Consider the following 16,153-nt stretch of genomic DNA (forward strand, 5'->3'; position numbering starts at 1 on the left):
ATTCAAGGATATCCGGGCGCGGGATACCAATTGAATCCGTCTATCGAGCAAAATCGCCGCACGCGTCGAAAGCGCGATCTGTCTGAGCATTAGTGCCTGCTCGCACGTGCGTCCGTCCCGTACTTCCAGGACTTCCAGCGAAAAAACGGCCACGGCGAGACAGAATGCCTGCGCCGTGGCCGCCTATGGCGTGCGGCAGCGTGCCGCACGCGTTCTGCTTGTGTCAGCTTTACGCCGCGGTTTCGAGCGACGGATAGTCCGTGTAGCCCGTTTCGCCGCGCGCGTAATACGTCGACGGATTCGGCGCATTGAGCGGCGCGTTCAATTCGAAACGGCGCGGCAGGTCGGGGTTCGCGATGAAGAGCTGACCCCACGCGACCGCGTCGGCTTCGCCTGCCTCGAGTACGGCCTGTGCCGATTCCAGCGAGAACTTTTCGTTCGCGATGAACGGACCGCCGAATTCGGCTTTCAGCTGCGGCCCGAGACGGTTGTCGCCAAGCGATTCGCGCGCGAAGAGGAACGCGATTTTGCGCTTGCCGAGCTCGCGCGCCACGTAACCGAACGTCGCCGCCGGATTCGAATCGCCCATCGTGTGAGCGTCGCCGCGGGGTGCGATATGCATGCCCACGCGACTCGCGCCCCACACATCGATACACGCGTCAGTAATTTCGAGCAGCAGACGCGCGCGATTTTCGATCGAGCCGCCATAGGCGTCCGTGCGCTGGTTGGTGCTGTCCTGCAGGAACTGGTCGAGCAGATAGCCGTTCGCGCCGTGAATTTCCACGCCGTCGAAACCGGCCGCCTTCGCGTTGACAGCGCCCTGGCGGAACGCCGCGATCACGCCGGCGATCTCTTCGGTTTCGAGCGCGCGCGGCGTGACGAAGCCGCGCTGCGGACGCACGAGGCTCACGTTGCCTTGCGGCGCAATGGCGCTGGGCGCCACCGGCAGGTCGCCGTTCAGGAACACAGGGTCGGACACGCGACCGACGTGCCACAGTTGCATGAAGATGCGGCCGCCCGCGGCATGCACCGCGGAGGTCACGATCTTCCAGCCTTCCACTTGCTCTTGCGACCAGATGCCCGGCGTTTCGGCATAGCCGACGCCTTGCGGCGTCACCGAGGTCGCCTCGCTGATGATGAGGCCGGCCGTTGCGCGCTCGGCGTAGTACTTCGCCATGAGTTCGTTGGGCACGCGTACTTCGCCAGCGCGTTGACGCGTGAGCGGGGCCATGATGATGCGGTTCGGCAGCGTGAGGTCGCCGATCTGGATGGGGTCGAAAAGCGTTGCCATGTGTAGTGTCACCTTGTCTGCGGGCGCGGCCCGCGGGCTGAAAAGCGATAGGGAATCGAAACGGACGATGCGTATTCAGCAGATGTTTCGTCGCTGAAGACTCACAACTGCGCGTTCATATGGGCGATAAACGCCTCGATGACCGGCTCGTTGCGCTTAAAAAACACCCACTGCCCCACGCGTTTGGACGTGACGAGTCCGGCCTTCTGCAACACGGCCAGGTGCGCGGACACCGTGGATTGCGAAAGCTCGCAATGCGCGTCGATCTTGCCCGCGCAAACGCCGTTGTCTAGCGGCAGCTCCTGGTCGCCGAAGTGCACCTGCGGCTCGCGCAGGCACGCAAGAATCTCGCGGCGCACCGGATTGGAGAGCGCCTTGCAGATCGCGTCGACGTCGAGAGCGGGGGGAGTTGGGGAATTCTTCATTGCGGTTGCATCGTAACTGTCCGAATCATATATCGTGATTCTACGATATGGGCGATGACACTCATTTCAATAGGGTTGTCGGCAAATTTCGCTTTCCCTCGCTCGATCTACGCCGTCGCCTGCTGCGCAACCGTGGCCGCGACGCGCACGCGGCTCACATACGCCAGCGCGGCCAAACTGATCATGGCGGTCGCAATCAGCCAGTAACTCGGCGCGCTCTTGTCGCCGGTGGCGCTCAGCATCCACGTGACGATGGCCGGGGTGAAGCCGCCGAACACGGTCACGCCGACGTTGTAGCCGATCGACATGCCGGTGGCGCGAGTCGCGGCCGGGAAGATCTCGGCCATGAGTGCGGGCAGGGCGCCGAAATAGATCGACTTCAGGAGCGCGAGCCACGCAATCAGCACGAAGAGCGGCACCGCACTCTCCTGGCTGGTTGCCCAGGCGAAGCCGGGGTAGGCGCTCGCGAGAAAGAGCAGCGCCACACAGGTCATCTGCGTGCGCCGCCCGATACGGTCGGACAGATGCCCCGCGAACGGCGTGACGACGGTGAGAATGACGCCGCCCGCCATCGTCGCCGCGAAGCCGGTTGCCGCAGGCAGATGCAGCTGGCGGATCGCGAACGTGGGAATGTATTGCAGCAGATAGTTGACCGCCGTCGAGACAGTCAGCAGGCCGATCGCCGTGAGCACGAGCCGCTTTTGCTGGCCCAGCACTTCGCGCACGGGCGTTTCAGTGCGCGCGCTGCGCTTGAAGTCCTCGGCGTCTTCAATGAAGCGGCGCAGATAGAGGCCGACCGGACCAATCAGTAATCCGAAGAAAAACGGCAGGCGCCAGCCCCAGGTGGCGAGGTCGGCGGGCGCCATGAGGCGCGCGAGTCCATAGCCGAACGAGGCCGCGAGCAGCGTGGCGAGGCCCTGCGTGGCGAACTGCCAGCTCGCGAGAAAACCGCGACGGTGCGGCGCATGCTCGATCAGCATGGCCGTGGACGCACCGAACTCGCCGCCCGCCGAGAAGCCCTGGATGAGCCGCGCGGCGAACACCGCGAGCGGCGCGGCGAGGCCTATCGTCGCGTAGTCGGGAATCAACGCGATGATCGCTGTGCCGACCATCATGAGGCTGACCGAGAGCATCAGCGCGGCCTTGCGTCCGCTGCGGTCGGCATAGGCGCCGAGCACCGCGCCGCCGAGCGGGCGCACGAGATACGACGCGCCAAAGGTGCCGAACGTGAGCAGCATCGAAACGGTTTCGTTGACTGCCGGAAAGAAGTGCTTGCCGATGTACACCGCGAAGAACCCGTAAATGGCGATGTCGAACCATTCGAGCGCGTTGCCGGCGGAGGTGGCGATGACGAGCCTGACAAGGCTCACGGGTTGTTTTGCGGACATGGCGGCAGGCACCTTTATCGTTGTCGTTAGACGAGGGCGTCGGTGGGTCGCGTCGTGCGCGCTTGCGCTTGCGCCGATGCGCGGCTCGCGGCGAGACGCGCGGCATCGTCGCCGAGGTCCCACCAGAGTCCGGCCATCACGGCGAGCGCCTCGCGTGCGACGGAGCCGAGCAGGTGTTCGTTCGGCGCGTGCTGCGCGCAGGCCGGATACGAGTGCGGAACCCAGAGCGTCGGCAGGCCGAGCGTGTACGCGAATACATCGTTCGGCACCGTGCCGCCGAGATTCGGCAACAACGCCGGCTTCTTTCCAGTCGAAGTGCGCAGCGAATCGAGCGCCCAGTGCACCCAGGCGTCGTCGGGGTCGAGCCGCGTCGCGGCGGACGTTTGCGTGACACGTACCTGCACGTCGTCAAAGCCAAGCCGCGCGAAGTGCGCTTCGAGGTGCTCGCCCACGCGTGCGGCGTCGGTGCCCACCACGAAGCGCAGCTGGCAGGTGGCCTTGGCCGTGGGCGGGATCGCGTTGACGGGGGCATCGGGGTTGCCGGTCTTGAATGCGAGCACTTCGAGCGTGTTCCAGGCGATCACGCGCTCGGTGGGCGTGAGGCCGGGCTCGCCCCAGTCCGGGTCGATTGCGGGGGCGTCTTCGTCGCCGCCGAGCACGATGTCGGCAAGCGCCTCGCGCACGCTCGCGGGCACGGGCGGCGGACGCAGCCCGTCCACGACGATGGCGCCGCGCCGGTCGACGAGGCTCGCAATCGCGTGCGACAGCACGATGGCCGGGTTGCGCAGCGCGCCGCCCCAGTTGCCCGAGTGATGCGCACCTTTGCGCAGATCGACGAGCAGTTCGAACGTCACGCCGCCGCGCGAGCCGAGGAACAACGTGGGCCGTTCGGCCAGCACGCGCGGGCCATCGGAGGCGATGAACACGTCCGCTGCGAGCGCGTCGCGATGGGCGGCGCAAACGGCGTCGAGGCCCGGCGAGCCGATTTCCTCGCCGGTTTCGAAGATCAGCTTCACGTTGTAGCCGAGCTTGCCGCCGCGCGCGTCCAGCACCGCGGCGAGTGCAGCGAAGTTCACGGAGTGCTGGCCCTTGTTGTCGGCCGTACCGCGGCCATACCAGCGGTCGCCTTCGACGGTGACGGTCCAGGGCGCAAGGCCTTCGCGCCACTGCTCGTCGTAGCCGCGCACGACGTCGCCGTGGCCGTAGGTCAGCACACTGGGAAGCGCAGGGTCTTCGATGCGCTCGGCGATCAGAAACGGCGCGCGGGAGCCCGCGGGGTTCTCGATCACGCGGCATGTGAAGCCGAGCGGCGTGAGGGAGGGCATCACCTCGTCGGCGAGATAGGCGACGAGTGCGCGGGCCTGCTCCGGGTTCTGGCTTTCGGTGCGAAAGCCCACGCGGCGCTGGAGGTCGGTGAAGAACGCGCCGGAATCGTAGACGCGCAGGGCGCGGTCGATGGCGGTTTGTCGGGTCTCGTTCAAAAGGGCTCCTCTCATGCCTGGGTACGGGGAATGAAAGCAGTCTAGGAACGTCAAAAATTCGCAACAATTTCAAATTTTGCGGATAGCATTGCCGAATTGGCAACGCAACGAGCACCCACTGAACGGATAAACCGATGCTTCATGGAATCGCCTTGCGCTACTTCGTCGAGGTCGCGCGTACCGGGTCGCTGGCTGCGGCCTCCGAGAACCTGCACGTCGCCGTTTCGGCGATCAGCCGGCAGATCAGCAAGCTGGAGGAAGACGTGGGCACGGCGCTCTTCGAGCGCATGCCGCGTGGGATGGTGCTGACCGAATCGGGCGAGCGGCTGGCCGAGCACGCGCGGCGCGCGCTGCTGGAGGGCGACGCGGTGCTCGCCGAGATCGCGACGGCCAAGGCGCTCGGGCACGGCATCGTGCGAATCGGCTGCACGGAGGGCTTTACGCGCTCGTTCCTGCCCCACGTGCTCGCGCAGCATCACGCGGCCGCGCCGCACGTGCATTTCAATCTGCGCTCGGGTACGCCTTCGCAGGTCGAGCAGTGGGTGGCCACGGGCGAGGCGGATCTCGGGCTGGCATTTTCGAGCGGAGACCCCGCGAAGGTCTACGTGCAGTACAGCGCACAGGCGCCGGTCTGCGCGCTGCTCGATCCGGGGCATCCGCTGGCGCAACGCGACTCGCTCACGCTCGCGGACTTGAGCGACTATCCCGTCGCGCTGCTCGAACGCGGCAACACGGCGCGCCAGCTATTCGACGAATGCTGCGCGCGGCACGGCGTCAAGCTCGAGCCCATTCTCACGAGCAACAATTCGAGCGCCTTGCATGCGTTCGCCGCGCTGGCGGGCGCGATCACGCTTGGCAGCCGGCTCTCGCTTTCGGGCCTCGCGGACGATCTTTCTCTGGTGGCGAAGCGTTTCGACGAACCGACGCTCAACCAGCGCAACCTGTGTGTGATGACGATGCGCGACAGGCGACTTTCACGCCCGATCGAAGGCGTACTGAGGGCGCTGATCGATGCGATCGAACGCGTGTTGTGAAGGCCCGGCGCCTCAGCGCTTGCCCGCGCGGCCCGTCATGCGTCCCAGGATATCAACGCGTTGCACCAGTTGATGGTAGATCACCGCGAGCACGTGCCCGGCGATCAGTGCGTACGTCAGGTACGCCAGCCAATAGTGGATTTTCGAGCCGAGATGGCCGAGCGCCTTGTCTGCCGGCACGACGGCGGGCACCTGATACAGCCAGAACCAGTTCACCGGATGGCCGCCGCCATACGAGTTGATATATCCACTGATCGGCATGGCAAAGAGAATCAGATACAGCAGGCCATGACCGATATGCGCGAGCTTCTGCTCGAACACCGGAATGCGTTGCGGCAGCGGCGGCGCATTGCCCGCAAGCCGCGTCACCACGCGGATCAGCGTGAGCAGCAGGACGGTCAGGCCAATCGATTTGTGGAAGTTCACCCAACTGCCGTGCGACGGGTCATGACGGTCCATCGTCGTCATGTACCACGCCACGGGGATCACCACGAACATGCATAGCGCGGTCAGCCAATGCAGCACGCGCAGCGTCAAGCCATATGTGGGACGTGCGAAAGACAACGCAGAAACGGAGTGCGGGCTTCGGGACATGGTAAAGGCCTTTTCGCGGTCGAATGAGCCAAGCCTGCCACAAAAACGGCTCTGCGGAACATCCTCGGCCGATGCAGTTTTGTTAGGTCCGGTTACAACGGCTGTCGCCAAAATGACATTGGATGATAAGTCAACCATAATTCCTCAATGGATTTCCCTTATCTAGCTGCCGGTTCACCTGCCGATAACTGCGTAATGTGATTCGGCCGGTCTGCCTCACCTGGCCATAAGTTGCATTGTCAATCAGGAGTCGGGAATTCCATGTCCAGCAATTTCGCAGAAGCCCCGTTTGGCGAGGCCTACGCCCCAGCCAATGCCGCTCGACGGGTAGCGGCCGTCGAAAGCCCGCTCATGAACGCGCGCAAACGAGCCGACAGAGCTTGCGCGCTCGTCAACTGGATTCTTCTGGCGGGCGCCTTGGGAATCGGCTGGCACTTCGACGCGCTCACGCCCGTGCTCGTCGTCGGATTGCCGCTAGCGCTCATTTCCACGCTGCTCGCACTTGCTCTGCCAGGTCTCAAGATCACCAGAATGGGATCCGCGCTCACCTTCATGGGCGGCGCGGCCCTACTGATCGACGTGGGAGGCGGACAGGACGAGTTTCACTTCGTCGTGTTCATCCTGCTCTCGCTGCTGCTCGCCTATCGCGACGTGCAGGTGGTGCTGCTCGCCACCGCCTTCATTTCCGTCCAGCAACTCGCGTTCAACTATTTCCAGGCATGGGGCTGGCCGGTCAGGGTCTATTCGCAGACGGGCTTCGACGTCGTGGCGCAGCACTGGGCGTTTCTCTGGCTTCAAACCTTGTTCATCGCGGCGATTTCGGCGCGCCAGGAGCGCGACGCAAACATCGCCGGCGAACTCGCGGCCATGTCGGAGGGGATCGGCCAGGCCTCGGGTTACATCACGCTGGGCGAGCAAACGAGCCGGCCCGCGAGCGATGTGGCCGGCGCATTCCACGCCACGCTCGCGGCCGTGCGTAAAACGCTGCTGCAGGTGCGCGACAGCGTGAGTGAAGTTTCGGAGTCCGTAGCAGGCACCAGCGCGCGTAACGCCGTCCTTTCCGAGCGGACCGAGCAACAGCGCCATTCTCTGGAAGGCATGGTCGCGGCGATGGAGCAGCTCAAGCAAAGCGTGCATGAGAGCGTCGATCACGCAATGGCGGCCAGCGCGCTGGCGGGCTCCGCGAGCGAAGTCGCGACCCAGGGGCGCGGGGCGATCAAGGCGGTGATCGATACGATGGGCGACATTTATCGCTCGTGCGAACGCATTACCGACATCATCGGCGTGATCGACGGCATCGCGTTCCAGACCAACATTCTCGCGCTCAACGCGTCGGTCGAGGCCGCGCGTGCGGGCGATCAGGGGCGGGGGTTCGGGGTGGTGGCGGAGGAGGTCCGTACGCTGGCCCAGCGCAGCGCCTCGGCTGCGAAGGAGATCCGGGCGCTGATCGGGGAGTCGGTCGAGCGCGCACGCACGGGCAACGGTCTCGTCGAAAGCGCGGGCAATACGGTGGGCGAGGTGCTCGAAAGCGTCACGCGCCTGTCGGCCATCGTTCACGAAATGGCGACGGCCACCGGCGCGCAGCGCGCGGGCATCGACCAGATGGGCGAGAACATCGCCCACATCGACGCGGCGATACGCGAGAACGCGGCGCATGTCGCCGACACGGTCGAGCAGGTCGAGCAGCAGCATCGCCAGACGGCCTTGCTCGCCAGCGCGGTCAAGGTGTTCAGGCTGGATTGAGCGGCGTCGCGACGCGTTTTCGGGGCGCGACCCCAAAGTAGACCATTTTGTTACACCTCTTACGGCGCCAGGCCTATGGCGTTACAAAGCCCTTTCACGTTGGCCGCTATACTCGGTTCCGTCTCAAAAACGTAAGAGAACAACTATGTCGAAGAAAATCATCCAGATGGTTGCCGTTGCTGCGCTGACTGCTGCAGCCTCGCTGCCGGCGCTCGCCGGCGATATGAACAACGCACTGGGTGGCGCGCTGGGTGGCGTCGCCGGCGCGGCTTTGGGCGGCGCCGTGGGCGGTAGCACCGGCGCGGTGATCGGCGGCGCAGTGGGCGGCGGCGCGGGTGGCGCAGTCACCTCGAATCGTCGCGAACGCACGGGCGCCATCATCGGCGGCGCGCTCGGCGGCGGCGCTGGCACTGCCGCGGGCAACGCTATGGGCGGCCGCACCGGCGGCCTGATCGGCGCGGCCGTGGGCGGCGGTGCTGGCTCGGCGCTCGGCGGCAATGTTTCGCGTTCGAACTCGTACGCCGACGACTATTCGCGCGGCTATCACGGCAAGCACCACAAGCATCGTCACTACGACTAAGCACGGCTTGCCGGGCGCAACGGCCACTCGCCGCTGCGCCTGGTGATTCGCGCCGCCGCATCCGGCGGCGCTCGCCGGGCCGTTCTGGCCCGCGCGTAACTTCCTCCCTATTCGAGTTAGACCTCATCCGGGTGTCGGATCGCGGCGGCTTCGTGCTGTTTGATTCGGTATGCCAGGCGATTTCCCAGGTATCGGTGAGCGTCAATCCTGTCGCGGTTTGCGGCGCCACGAGCCATGCGGCAGTTCCTTGTCGCGTTCGGCCGCGGTGAGCGCGGCGCGCAACTGCGTGTGGTTCAGCGGAATGCAATAGGCCGGTTTTGCGCGCTCGAAACGCCAGCTGTCGGCAAGCGAACCCGCGTCGAGCACGTCGAAATCGAGCTGTTCGTGTAGCGCGGCCACGAGCGCCTTCGCCGCATTATCGTCTGCCGCGACGGGTAGCGCGCGCCGTCCGCCTTCGACAGGCGGACGCTCTTCGCGCGGCAGGTCGTACGCAAGAATCGCACTGAACGCCTTGACCACCCGTGCCCCATTCAACTGCTGTGCAACGCGCTCGCTCGTGGCCTCGCGGTGTTCGTCGAACGTAGCAATGGCGCCGTCGCGCGCCGGGTAGTAGTTCATGGTGTCGATGACGACTTTGCCGGCGAGCGTTTTGACCGGTATCTCGCCGAGCGCGGACAGCGGCAGCGCCGCGATCACGATCTCGCCGAACGACGCGGCTTGCTCCAGCGTGCCGATTTCGCAGCCCAGCGCCGCCGCCTCTGCCGCGCGCGCCTTCGGATCACGCGACGAGAGCATCACTTCATGCCCCGCCTGCGCGAGCAGTTTGCCCAGCGTCGAGCCGATCTCGCCCGCGCCGAGAATGCCGATAGCCAATCGATGTTCACGATGTTCGTTCATGGGAAGCCCCGTGTTTCGTAATGGAGACCTCAGCGTATCGCTGAAACTACCATGCGATAATCAGGCATCCGGGTGAAACACTTGAAACGGCAGATTTCCAATCGTGGACAAATTGACCAGCATGACCGTGTTCGTGAAGACCGCCGAATCCGGTTCGTTCACGGCGGCGGCGCGCATGCTCGCGATGACGCCGCAAATGGCGGGCAAGCATGTCGACGCGCTGGAAAAGACGCTAGGCGTGCGCCTGCTCCAGCGCTCGACGCGCAAGCACGCGCTCACGGAAGCCGGTCGCGCCTATTTCGAAGCCTGCCGGCGGGTGCTCGAAGAGGCAGCCGCCGCTGAGGCCGTCGCGCTCGCGCAAACCGCCCACCCGCAAGGCACGCTGCGCGTGACGGCGCCCGTCTCGTTCGGCGCTTTCCGGCTTGCGCATGAAATCAAGGCTTTTCTCGCGGATTGCCCGGACGTGAAAGTCGATCTCGTGCTGAGCGACCGGCAGTTCGATCTCTTGCAGGACGGTTTCGATGTCGCGTTTCGCATCGGCGCGCTGCCCGACTCGCAACTCGTCGCGCGGCCGCTCGCGCCCTATCGGCTCGTGCCTTGCGCCGCGCCGGCCTATCTCGCCACACACGGAACGCCGGCGCATCCGCGCGAACTCGCGCAGCACGTGTGCCTCGATTACGCGTTCGACAGCTTTCCGGCGCCCCAAACGTGGATCTTCAAGGACGGCGACACGCAGATCGAAGTCGAGCCGCGTGGCCAGCTGCGCAGCAACGACACCCGCGCGTTGGTCTCGGCGGCGGAGGCGGGAGTGGGAATCGTGCTGGCGGGCGAGCCGAATCTCGCGCCGTCGGTAGCGGCGGGGCGGCTCGTGCCGCTGCTCGAGGCGTATGCCGCACCGGTGCGGCCCATGCATCTGCTTTACGCGGATCGCCGCGCGCAGGCTCCCAAGCAGCGCGCGTTCGTGGCGTGGGCTCTGGCGTGCTTTGGCGAAGGCGGCAGCGTCACCGGCGCGCGGGCGCCGGCGCCCGCGCGGGTTCGTCGTCCGGCGCGCAAGCCTCGCGCGTCACGCACGTAGCGTGATTAGCTCTCGCCACGGAAGACGCCATTGAGCGTCGCGCCGGGGGCCGCCCCTTCGAAACCGTCGAAACGCCCTTCGTTGAGCCGTTGCGCCGCGTGCATGAAAGCGCCCCATGCGGTGCGCGCGAGCGCGCCGCCCACGCTCACACGGCGCACGCCGAGCGCGGCGAGATCGTCGAGCGTGAAGGCCGACTTTGCGCCGATCAGCACGTTCACCGGTTTCGGAGCGACAGCGGTGACGACGGCCTCGATCTGCTCGCGCGTCTGGATGCCGGGCGCATAGAGGCAATCCGCGCCCGCCTGTGCGTACGCCTGCAAGCGCGCGATGGCATCCTCGAGGTTGGGCACGCCCGCCACGAAGTTCTCCGCACGGCCGACGAGCACAGTGTCGCCGCCGCGCGCATCGATGGCGCGCCGCGCCGCGCGTATGCGCTCGACGGCGACGTCGATCGGCAGCAGCGGCGCTGCGTCGTTCCCGGTCGAATCTTCCACGGAAAGTCCGGCGACGCCGGTCTCGACGGCGAGTCCGACGCTTTCTTCGACGCCTGCGGGATCAGCGCCAAAGCCGCTTTCGAAGTCGGCGTTCACGGGCAGGTCGGTGGCCGTGACGATTTCGCGCAGGTGCGCGAGGATCGCGTCGCGCGGCAGCGTGTTGTCGGCGTGCCCGCGCGACCAGGCGAACCCGGAGCTGGTGGTCGCGAGCGCCTTGAAACCGAGGCTCTGGAGATAGCGCGCGCTGCCCACGTCCCACGGGTTCGGCAGCACGAAGCAACCGGCGGCGTGCAGCGCGCGAAAGTCGGCGCGTTTCTCGGCAATGGTGCGGGCGGGTCCTGACATGGCAAGTTTCCTCCTGGCTCGTGGGTGGGCGGCGGGGCGTCTGCGCGGGCGTGCGCATCCTCCGGTGCCGACCACCGATTGTGACCGAATTCCTGGATTCCCGAATCGAACGGCGCTTGCGTGCGCAGCGATTTCGCAAGAAGATAAGGATCGCGAATTAAATGAATGCCTACGAAGGCGATGGCATTCGTAGGCTAGAAACGAGGAAAAGAAGGGCGCAGCCGTTATGATATGCGTTCTTTTTATTTTGCCGTCCAGCCGCGATGTCCAAAACCAGCGCTCCGAAAGCCACGCCGCCCCGCATGTCCGATGTCGCTCGTCTCGCGGGCGTTTCGAAGATGACGGTGTCCCGCGTGATGGCGGGGCGCAGCGCATCGGAGGCGACCCGCGAGCGTGTGCAGCGCGCGATCGACGAGCTGGGCTACGTGGCCGACGCGGCGGCCGGCGCGCTTTCCTCGGGGCGCTCATCGTTCGTCGCCGTGCTCGTGCCGTCGCTTTCCAGCTCCAACTTCTCGGACACCGTGAGCGGCCTCACGGCGGTGCTCGAACCGCAAGGGCTCGAACTGCTGATCGGCGACACCGACTACTTTCTCGATCGCGAAGAGCGTCTCGTGCGCCAGATGCTGCGCCACCAGCCGCGCTGCATCGCGCTCACGGGCGCGCAGCACACGGACGCCACGCGCACGCTGCTGCAGCGCTCGGGCGTGCCTGTCGTCGAGATGTGGGACCTGCCCACGGAGCCGATCGACATGGCCGTGGGCTTTTCCAACGTGAGCGCCGCGCGCGAGATGGTGCGCTATCTCGCGGACAAAGGGCATCGCCGCATCGGCTTTCTTGGCGGCGCGGGCGACCTGGACCGGCGCGGTCTCGACCGCCTCAAGGGCTTTCAGATGGAGATGAAGGCGCTCGGGCTCGAAAAGCACCGCGTCGTTCAACTCGGCGACTCGCCGGTCACGATGAGCCACGGCGCACCCGCGATGGCCGAACTGCTCGAGCGCTGGCCCGACACGCAGGCCGTGATGTGCGTGAGCGACATGTCGGCGTTCGGCGCGATCATGGAGTGCCAGCGGCGCGGCCTCAGCGTGCCTCGCGATATGGCCGTTGCCGGCTTCGGCAATTTCGAGATCGCGGCGTGCTGCTATCCGGCGATCACCACGATTTCGGTCGATGCCTACGGCATCGGCCAGCGCACCGGCGAGGCGATCGTCGCCGCCCTCGCGGCAGCGGACGGCTCGAGCGCGTCGCATCCCTTGAAGACACGCATTCAGTACACTGTCGTGCCGCGCGCGAGCGCTTGAGCACGCGGCGCGAGCGTGCCCAAGCGCTCTCGTCGTCAAAGTCCCTTGGCGATACGCTGCGCCATCTCGACCACCGCGATGGCCAGCCGCTTTTCTCGCCGCGCGTCCAGCCGCTCCAGCGGCAGGCTCGCGCTGACCGCCACACGCTTGCCGAGCGCCGTCACGCCGACGAACGCCGCGAAGCACGCGATGCCCGCCGTCACTTCTTCCCGTTCGTGCGCGAGGCCGGAGCGGCGTATCGCGGCGAGCGCCGCGATGAGGTCCTGCTTGCGCGTGATGGTGTTGGCCGTCACAGCGGGAAGCTGGCGCGGCAGGATGGCGTTGACCTCATCATCGGAAAGGCTGGCGAGCAGCGCCTTGCCCAGCGCACTGCAGTGAGCGGGCAGCCGCGAACCGAGATCGGAGACGAGACGCACGGGCCGAGCGGGGTCCTCGCGTGCGAGATACACGACTTCCGCACCGTCCAGCACCGCAAGCTGAACCACTTCGTTATGCGTCGCGACGAATACGGTCGCTTCCTGGCGGAACACTTCCTGGAGCCGGTCGTGCCGCACGTAAGCACTGCCTAGCTCGAACAACGTGAGGCCGACGATATAGCCGTCGGCGCGCTTTTCGATCCACCGTCGGCGCTCGAGCGAGTCGAGCATCAGGTAGAGCGTGCTGCGCGAGAGGCCGGTGGCCTGCGCAATTGCCGCCGCGCGCATCGGGCCTTGAGCGTGCGCGAGCACGTCGAGAATGTCGTGTATGCGCCGTAGCGCCGGGACTTCGTAGGGTGAGGACATGGAGCTGCGCGCCGGGTTTGCCGACAAAAGATCATCCAACAGGCTGGACATACTAACACCACGTTGGATAGGCGCATGAGCGCATCGACATTTCTCAGCGGCATCGTTCCTTGGTATCGTTGCACACACGAATCAACGGGAACGGTTTGAACGCCACGGCGTAGAGCGCGCCGTATGTTCGGGAGAGTCGCGAAAGATGAAGTATTCGAATCTGGTCGAGCGGTTGCAGGGCCGTCGCACGACGGCGTGGGAGATCCATCACGCAGCGGTGCAGGCCGCGGCGCGTGGCGAGGATGTGATCGTGCTGAGTGTGGGAGACCCCGACTTCGGCACGCCCGCGCCGATCGTCGAGCGCGCCGTGGCCGCGCTGCGCGAAGGCGATACGCACTACTCGGCCATCATGGGCCGTGAGCCGCTGCGCGAGGCGATTGCGCGCGAGCATGCGCTGCAAAGCGGGCGCGTGGTCGGCGCACAGAACGTGATTCTCTGTGCGGGCGCGCAGAACGGCTTGTTCGCGTCGTCGCTCTGTTTGCTGGAGGCCGGCGACGAAGTGCTCGTGCCCGAGCCGATGTACCTGACGTACGAGGCGGCGATTCGCGCATCGGGCGCGACGCTCGTGCCGGTGCCTGTCGATCCCGAAAACGGCTTTCATCTCGATTGTGACGCGCTCGATGCAGCCGTCACGCCGCGCACGCGCGCGATCTTCTTCGCGACGCCGTGCAACCCCACCGGCGCGGTGATGCCACGCGCGCACCTCGAACGCGTCGCGCAACTGGCGAAGCGTCACGACCTGTGGGTGCTCTCCGACGAGGTCTACGCCGACCTCACGTTCGAGCGCGAGCACGTGAGCATCGCCGCGCTCGACGGCATGGCGGAGCGCACGGTCACGCTTGGCAGCCTTTCGAAGTCGCATGCTATGCCGGGCTGGCGCCTCGGCTGGGTGATCGCGCCGGAAACGATGATCGCGCATCTGGCGCGGCTCGCGCTCTGCATGCTCTACGGGCTGCCCGGTTTCATTCAGGAGGCGGCGATCACGGCGCTCGACAACCGCGCGTCGATCGTCGCGGAAATGCGCGAGATCTATCGCCGCCGACGCGACATCGTTTACGAGCGACTGGCGGGCGTGCCGGGGCTCGAGTGCCTGTTGCCGGAAGCGGGCATGTTCATGATGATCGACATCCGCGGCACGGGCCTCGACACGCAAGCGTTCACCTGGCAGCTGTTCGAGGCGCAGAAGGTTTCCGTGCTCGACGCAAGCGCGTTCGGCGAGACCGCAAACGGCTATGTGCGGCTTGGTTTTGTCGTGGACGAAGCGAGGCTCGTCGAGGCCTGCGAGCGTATCGCGGCGTTTGTCCAGGAGCGCGCCGCAGCCGCGGCGCGCTAGCGGGTCTCGAAGTAGAGGCGCGTGGGCTCGAACAGATCGGCGGGCAATGCATCCCGCGTGAACCACGCCCACTGCGCGCATTTGTCGGGCTCGACGACGACCGGCGTGCCCGGTGCGGCCGCCTCGACGAACAGCGTCACATGACGCACGCGGCCGGCTTCGAGCCAGCCGCTCGCCCAGCCGGCGGCTTGCGCCTCCACCAGTTCGAGGCCGGTTTCCTCGCGCAGCTCGCGCGCGGCTGCGGCGAGCGGATCCTCACCGGCGTCGACCTTGCCGCCCGGGAAGGCCCACGTGTCGTGTCCCCAAGTGCTCTTGCGCTGGCCGAGCAGCCACGCATCGCCGTTGCGTACGACGACGCCCACGCCGAGCATGGTGACGGGAGCGTTCAAGTCATCGGTCATGCTTTGCGGTTGTCGATCTGGAATGCGATTCATTGGCGAAGCCGATCGCGCGCTGCACGCCGTTACGCTTTCGCCGGGCGCGCAGCAAACGCGGGCGGATTCAGCGTTCGCCGTCGAAGAGATCGTTGAGCATCTCGTCGAAGGCGGCCTGGGCGTCTTCCAGTTCCTGGAGCGCCATGTCGAAGGTCTGCAGCGCGAACTGCGTCGGCTTGCCGTCGCCTTCCGGCGGAAACTGCGACTGCAGTGAGGTGAACGCCGACTTGACGCGCTGGGTCGCGGTCAGGACGCGCTCCATGGCGGCGGCTTCTTCGGCTCGTGCCTGTTCTGGGGTCATCGAAAGCTCCGTTCTTGTGTGAATAGGGTTGGGTGTGTTCAGGGCAGGGGCAGGCCGCCCTCGGCCTTCACTTCGCGCAGCGACAGCGCCGATTCGACTGAGGTGACACCGGGCAAGCTGCGCAACTGGTCGCGCATGAAGGTGCCGTAGTCGTCGAGATCGCGGGCTACCACCTGCAAAATATAGTCTGCCGTGCCGGCTACGTTGTGGCACGACAGAATGCGCTCGATCGCCAGCACTTCGCGCTCGAACCGGTCGGCGAGCGCGCGGTCGTGCACGGCGAAGCGCACCGAGACGAATCCCACCACGCCATAGCCGAGCGCGCGGCGCGAGAGTACCGCGCGGTAACGCTCGATATAGCCCTCTTGTTCGAGCCGCTTGAGGCGTCGCGCGCACGGCGTTTCGCTCAGGCCCACCGTTTCGGCGAGCCGCGCGTTCGGCATGCGCCCGTCGGTTTGCAGCGCGCCGAGTATCGCCCGGTCGAGTTTGTCGAGGTCACTCATGGCGGTTAGGGGAGTTCTGGTGCGGATTCGAAAATCTTAGCGCATTCCGCCAATCTCTGCCGTAGGTGGTATGAAAAACGCCAGAAATCTCTCCGTGTGTAGCG

General features: G+C 65.9%; 17 protein-coding genes. 6 read left to right on the forward strand and 11 right to left on the reverse strand.

What is annotated here, in order from left to right; all coding sequences use genetic code 11:
* Positions 1–229 precede the first annotated feature (229 nt).
* From E1N52_RS24195 to E1N52_RS24210, 4 genes are all read right to left on the reverse strand, one after another.
* Positions 230–1,291, reverse strand: coding sequence for an alkene reductase (locus E1N52_RS24195; RefSeq protein ID WP_133185257.1), 1,062 nt, complete (start codon positions 1,289–1,291; stop codon positions 230–232).
* Between the two features lie 101 nt (positions 1,292–1,392).
* Positions 1,393–1,716: an ArsR/SmtB family transcription factor gene (locus E1N52_RS24200; RefSeq protein ID WP_133185258.1), complete on the reverse strand. Its 324-nt coding sequence runs from the start codon at positions 1,714–1,716 to the stop codon at positions 1,393–1,395.
* Between the two features lie 107 nt (positions 1,717–1,823).
* Complete coding sequence (locus tag E1N52_RS24205; RefSeq protein ID WP_133185259.1) at positions 1,824–3,104, reverse strand: MFS transporter; 1,281 nt, start codon at positions 3,102–3,104, stop codon at positions 1,824–1,826.
* A 26-nt stretch (positions 3,105–3,130) separates the two neighbouring features.
* Positions 3,131–4,585 carry a M20 family metallopeptidase gene (locus E1N52_RS24210; RefSeq protein ID WP_246089196.1) on the reverse strand — a complete coding sequence of 485 codons (1,455 nt, stop codon included), beginning with the start codon at positions 4,583–4,585 and terminating at the stop codon, positions 3,131–3,133.
* Between the two features lie 134 nt (positions 4,586–4,719).
* On the opposite strand from E1N52_RS24210, the gene E1N52_RS24215 reads away from it, so the two are divergent.
* Positions 4,720–5,619 (forward strand): LysR family transcriptional regulator, encoded by a 900-nt coding sequence (locus tag E1N52_RS24215; RefSeq protein WP_133185261.1) that lies wholly within the window; start codon positions 4,720–4,722, stop codon positions 5,617–5,619.
* A 12-nt stretch (positions 5,620–5,631) separates the two neighbouring features.
* Here E1N52_RS24215 and E1N52_RS24220 read toward each other — a convergent pair whose 3' ends face one another.
* A complete protein-coding gene (locus E1N52_RS24220) occupies positions 5,632–6,213 on the reverse strand; it encodes a cytochrome b (RefSeq protein ID WP_165979437.1) in 582 nt (193 codons plus the stop codon).
* A 261-nt stretch (positions 6,214–6,474) separates the two neighbouring features.
* Between E1N52_RS24220 and E1N52_RS45305 the strand changes: the two genes are divergently transcribed.
* Both E1N52_RS45305 and E1N52_RS24230 read left to right on the forward strand, forming a co-directional pair.
* Positions 6,475–7,956 carry a methyl-accepting chemotaxis protein gene (locus E1N52_RS45305; protein WP_133185263.1) on the forward strand — a complete coding sequence of 494 codons (1,482 nt, stop codon included), beginning with the start codon at positions 6,475–6,477 and terminating at the stop codon, positions 7,954–7,956.
* Positions 7,957–8,101: 145 nt separating this feature from the next.
* Positions 8,102–8,536, forward strand: a complete 435-nt coding sequence (locus E1N52_RS24230) for a hypothetical protein (protein ID WP_069261799.1) — start codon at positions 8,102–8,104, stop codon at positions 8,534–8,536.
* 201 nt (positions 8,537–8,737) lie between these two features.
* On the opposite strand, the gene E1N52_RS24235 is transcribed toward E1N52_RS24230, so the two are convergent.
* Positions 8,738–9,433 carry an NADPH-dependent F420 reductase gene (locus tag E1N52_RS24235; RefSeq protein WP_133185264.1) on the reverse strand — a complete coding sequence of 232 codons (696 nt, stop codon included), beginning with the start codon at positions 9,431–9,433 and terminating at the stop codon, positions 8,738–8,740.
* A 103-nt stretch (positions 9,434–9,536) separates the two neighbouring features.
* Here E1N52_RS24235 and E1N52_RS24240 point away from each other — a divergent pair, with 103 nt between their 5' ends.
* Positions 9,537–10,508: a LysR family transcriptional regulator gene (locus E1N52_RS24240; protein ID WP_133185265.1), complete on the forward strand. Its 972-nt coding sequence runs from the start codon at positions 9,537–9,539 to the stop codon at positions 10,506–10,508.
* A 5-nt stretch (positions 10,509–10,513) separates the two neighbouring features.
* On the opposite strand, the gene E1N52_RS24245 is transcribed toward E1N52_RS24240, so the two are convergent.
* Positions 10,514–11,347, reverse strand: a complete 834-nt coding sequence (locus E1N52_RS24245) for an isocitrate lyase/PEP mutase family protein (protein ID WP_133185266.1) — start codon at positions 11,345–11,347, stop codon at positions 10,514–10,516.
* A gap of 302 nt (positions 11,348–11,649) precedes the next feature.
* Here E1N52_RS24245 and E1N52_RS24250 point away from each other — a divergent pair, with 302 nt between their 5' ends.
* Entirely contained in the window at positions 11,650–12,645 is a 996-nt protein-coding gene (locus tag E1N52_RS24250; RefSeq protein ID WP_133185267.1) for a LacI family DNA-binding transcriptional regulator, read from the forward strand.
* A 35-nt stretch (positions 12,646–12,680) separates the two neighbouring features.
* Here E1N52_RS24250 and E1N52_RS24255 read toward each other — a convergent pair whose 3' ends face one another.
* A complete protein-coding gene (locus E1N52_RS24255) occupies positions 12,681–13,427 on the reverse strand; it encodes an IclR family transcriptional regulator (RefSeq protein WP_069261804.1) in 747 nt (248 codons plus the stop codon).
* Positions 13,428–13,623: 196 nt separating this feature from the next.
* Between E1N52_RS24255 and E1N52_RS24260 the strand changes: the two genes are divergently transcribed.
* The gene (locus tag E1N52_RS24260) at positions 13,624–14,811 is read left to right on the forward strand and encodes a pyridoxal phosphate-dependent aminotransferase (protein ID WP_133185268.1); all 1,188 of its coding nucleotides are present in this window, start codon (positions 13,624–13,626) and stop codon (positions 14,809–14,811) included.
* On the opposite strand, the gene E1N52_RS24265 is transcribed toward E1N52_RS24260, so the two are convergent.
* The 3 genes from E1N52_RS24265 to E1N52_RS24275 form a co-directional block, all read right to left on the reverse strand.
* The gene (locus E1N52_RS24265; RefSeq protein WP_205965660.1) at positions 14,808–15,212 is read right to left on the reverse strand and encodes a nucleotide triphosphate diphosphatase NUDT15; all 405 of its coding nucleotides are present in this window, start codon (positions 15,210–15,212) and stop codon (positions 14,808–14,810) included. The genes E1N52_RS24260 and E1N52_RS24265 overlap by 4 nt on opposite strands.
* Positions 15,213–15,312: 100 nt before the next feature.
* The gene (locus E1N52_RS24270; protein WP_133185270.1) at positions 15,313–15,546 is read right to left on the reverse strand and encodes a hypothetical protein; all 234 of its coding nucleotides are present in this window, start codon (positions 15,544–15,546) and stop codon (positions 15,313–15,315) included.
* Between the two features lie 38 nt (positions 15,547–15,584).
* A complete protein-coding gene (locus E1N52_RS24275) occupies positions 15,585–16,049 on the reverse strand; it encodes an Lrp/AsnC family transcriptional regulator (RefSeq protein WP_133185271.1) in 465 nt (154 codons plus the stop codon).
* Positions 16,050–16,153: the final 104 nt, after the last annotated feature.

Origin of the sequence: Paraburkholderia guartelaensis (genome assembly GCF_004353905.1) — a bacterium.
Classification (GTDB): Bacteria; Pseudomonadota; Gammaproteobacteria; order Burkholderiales; family Burkholderiaceae; genus Paraburkholderia; species Paraburkholderia guartelaensis.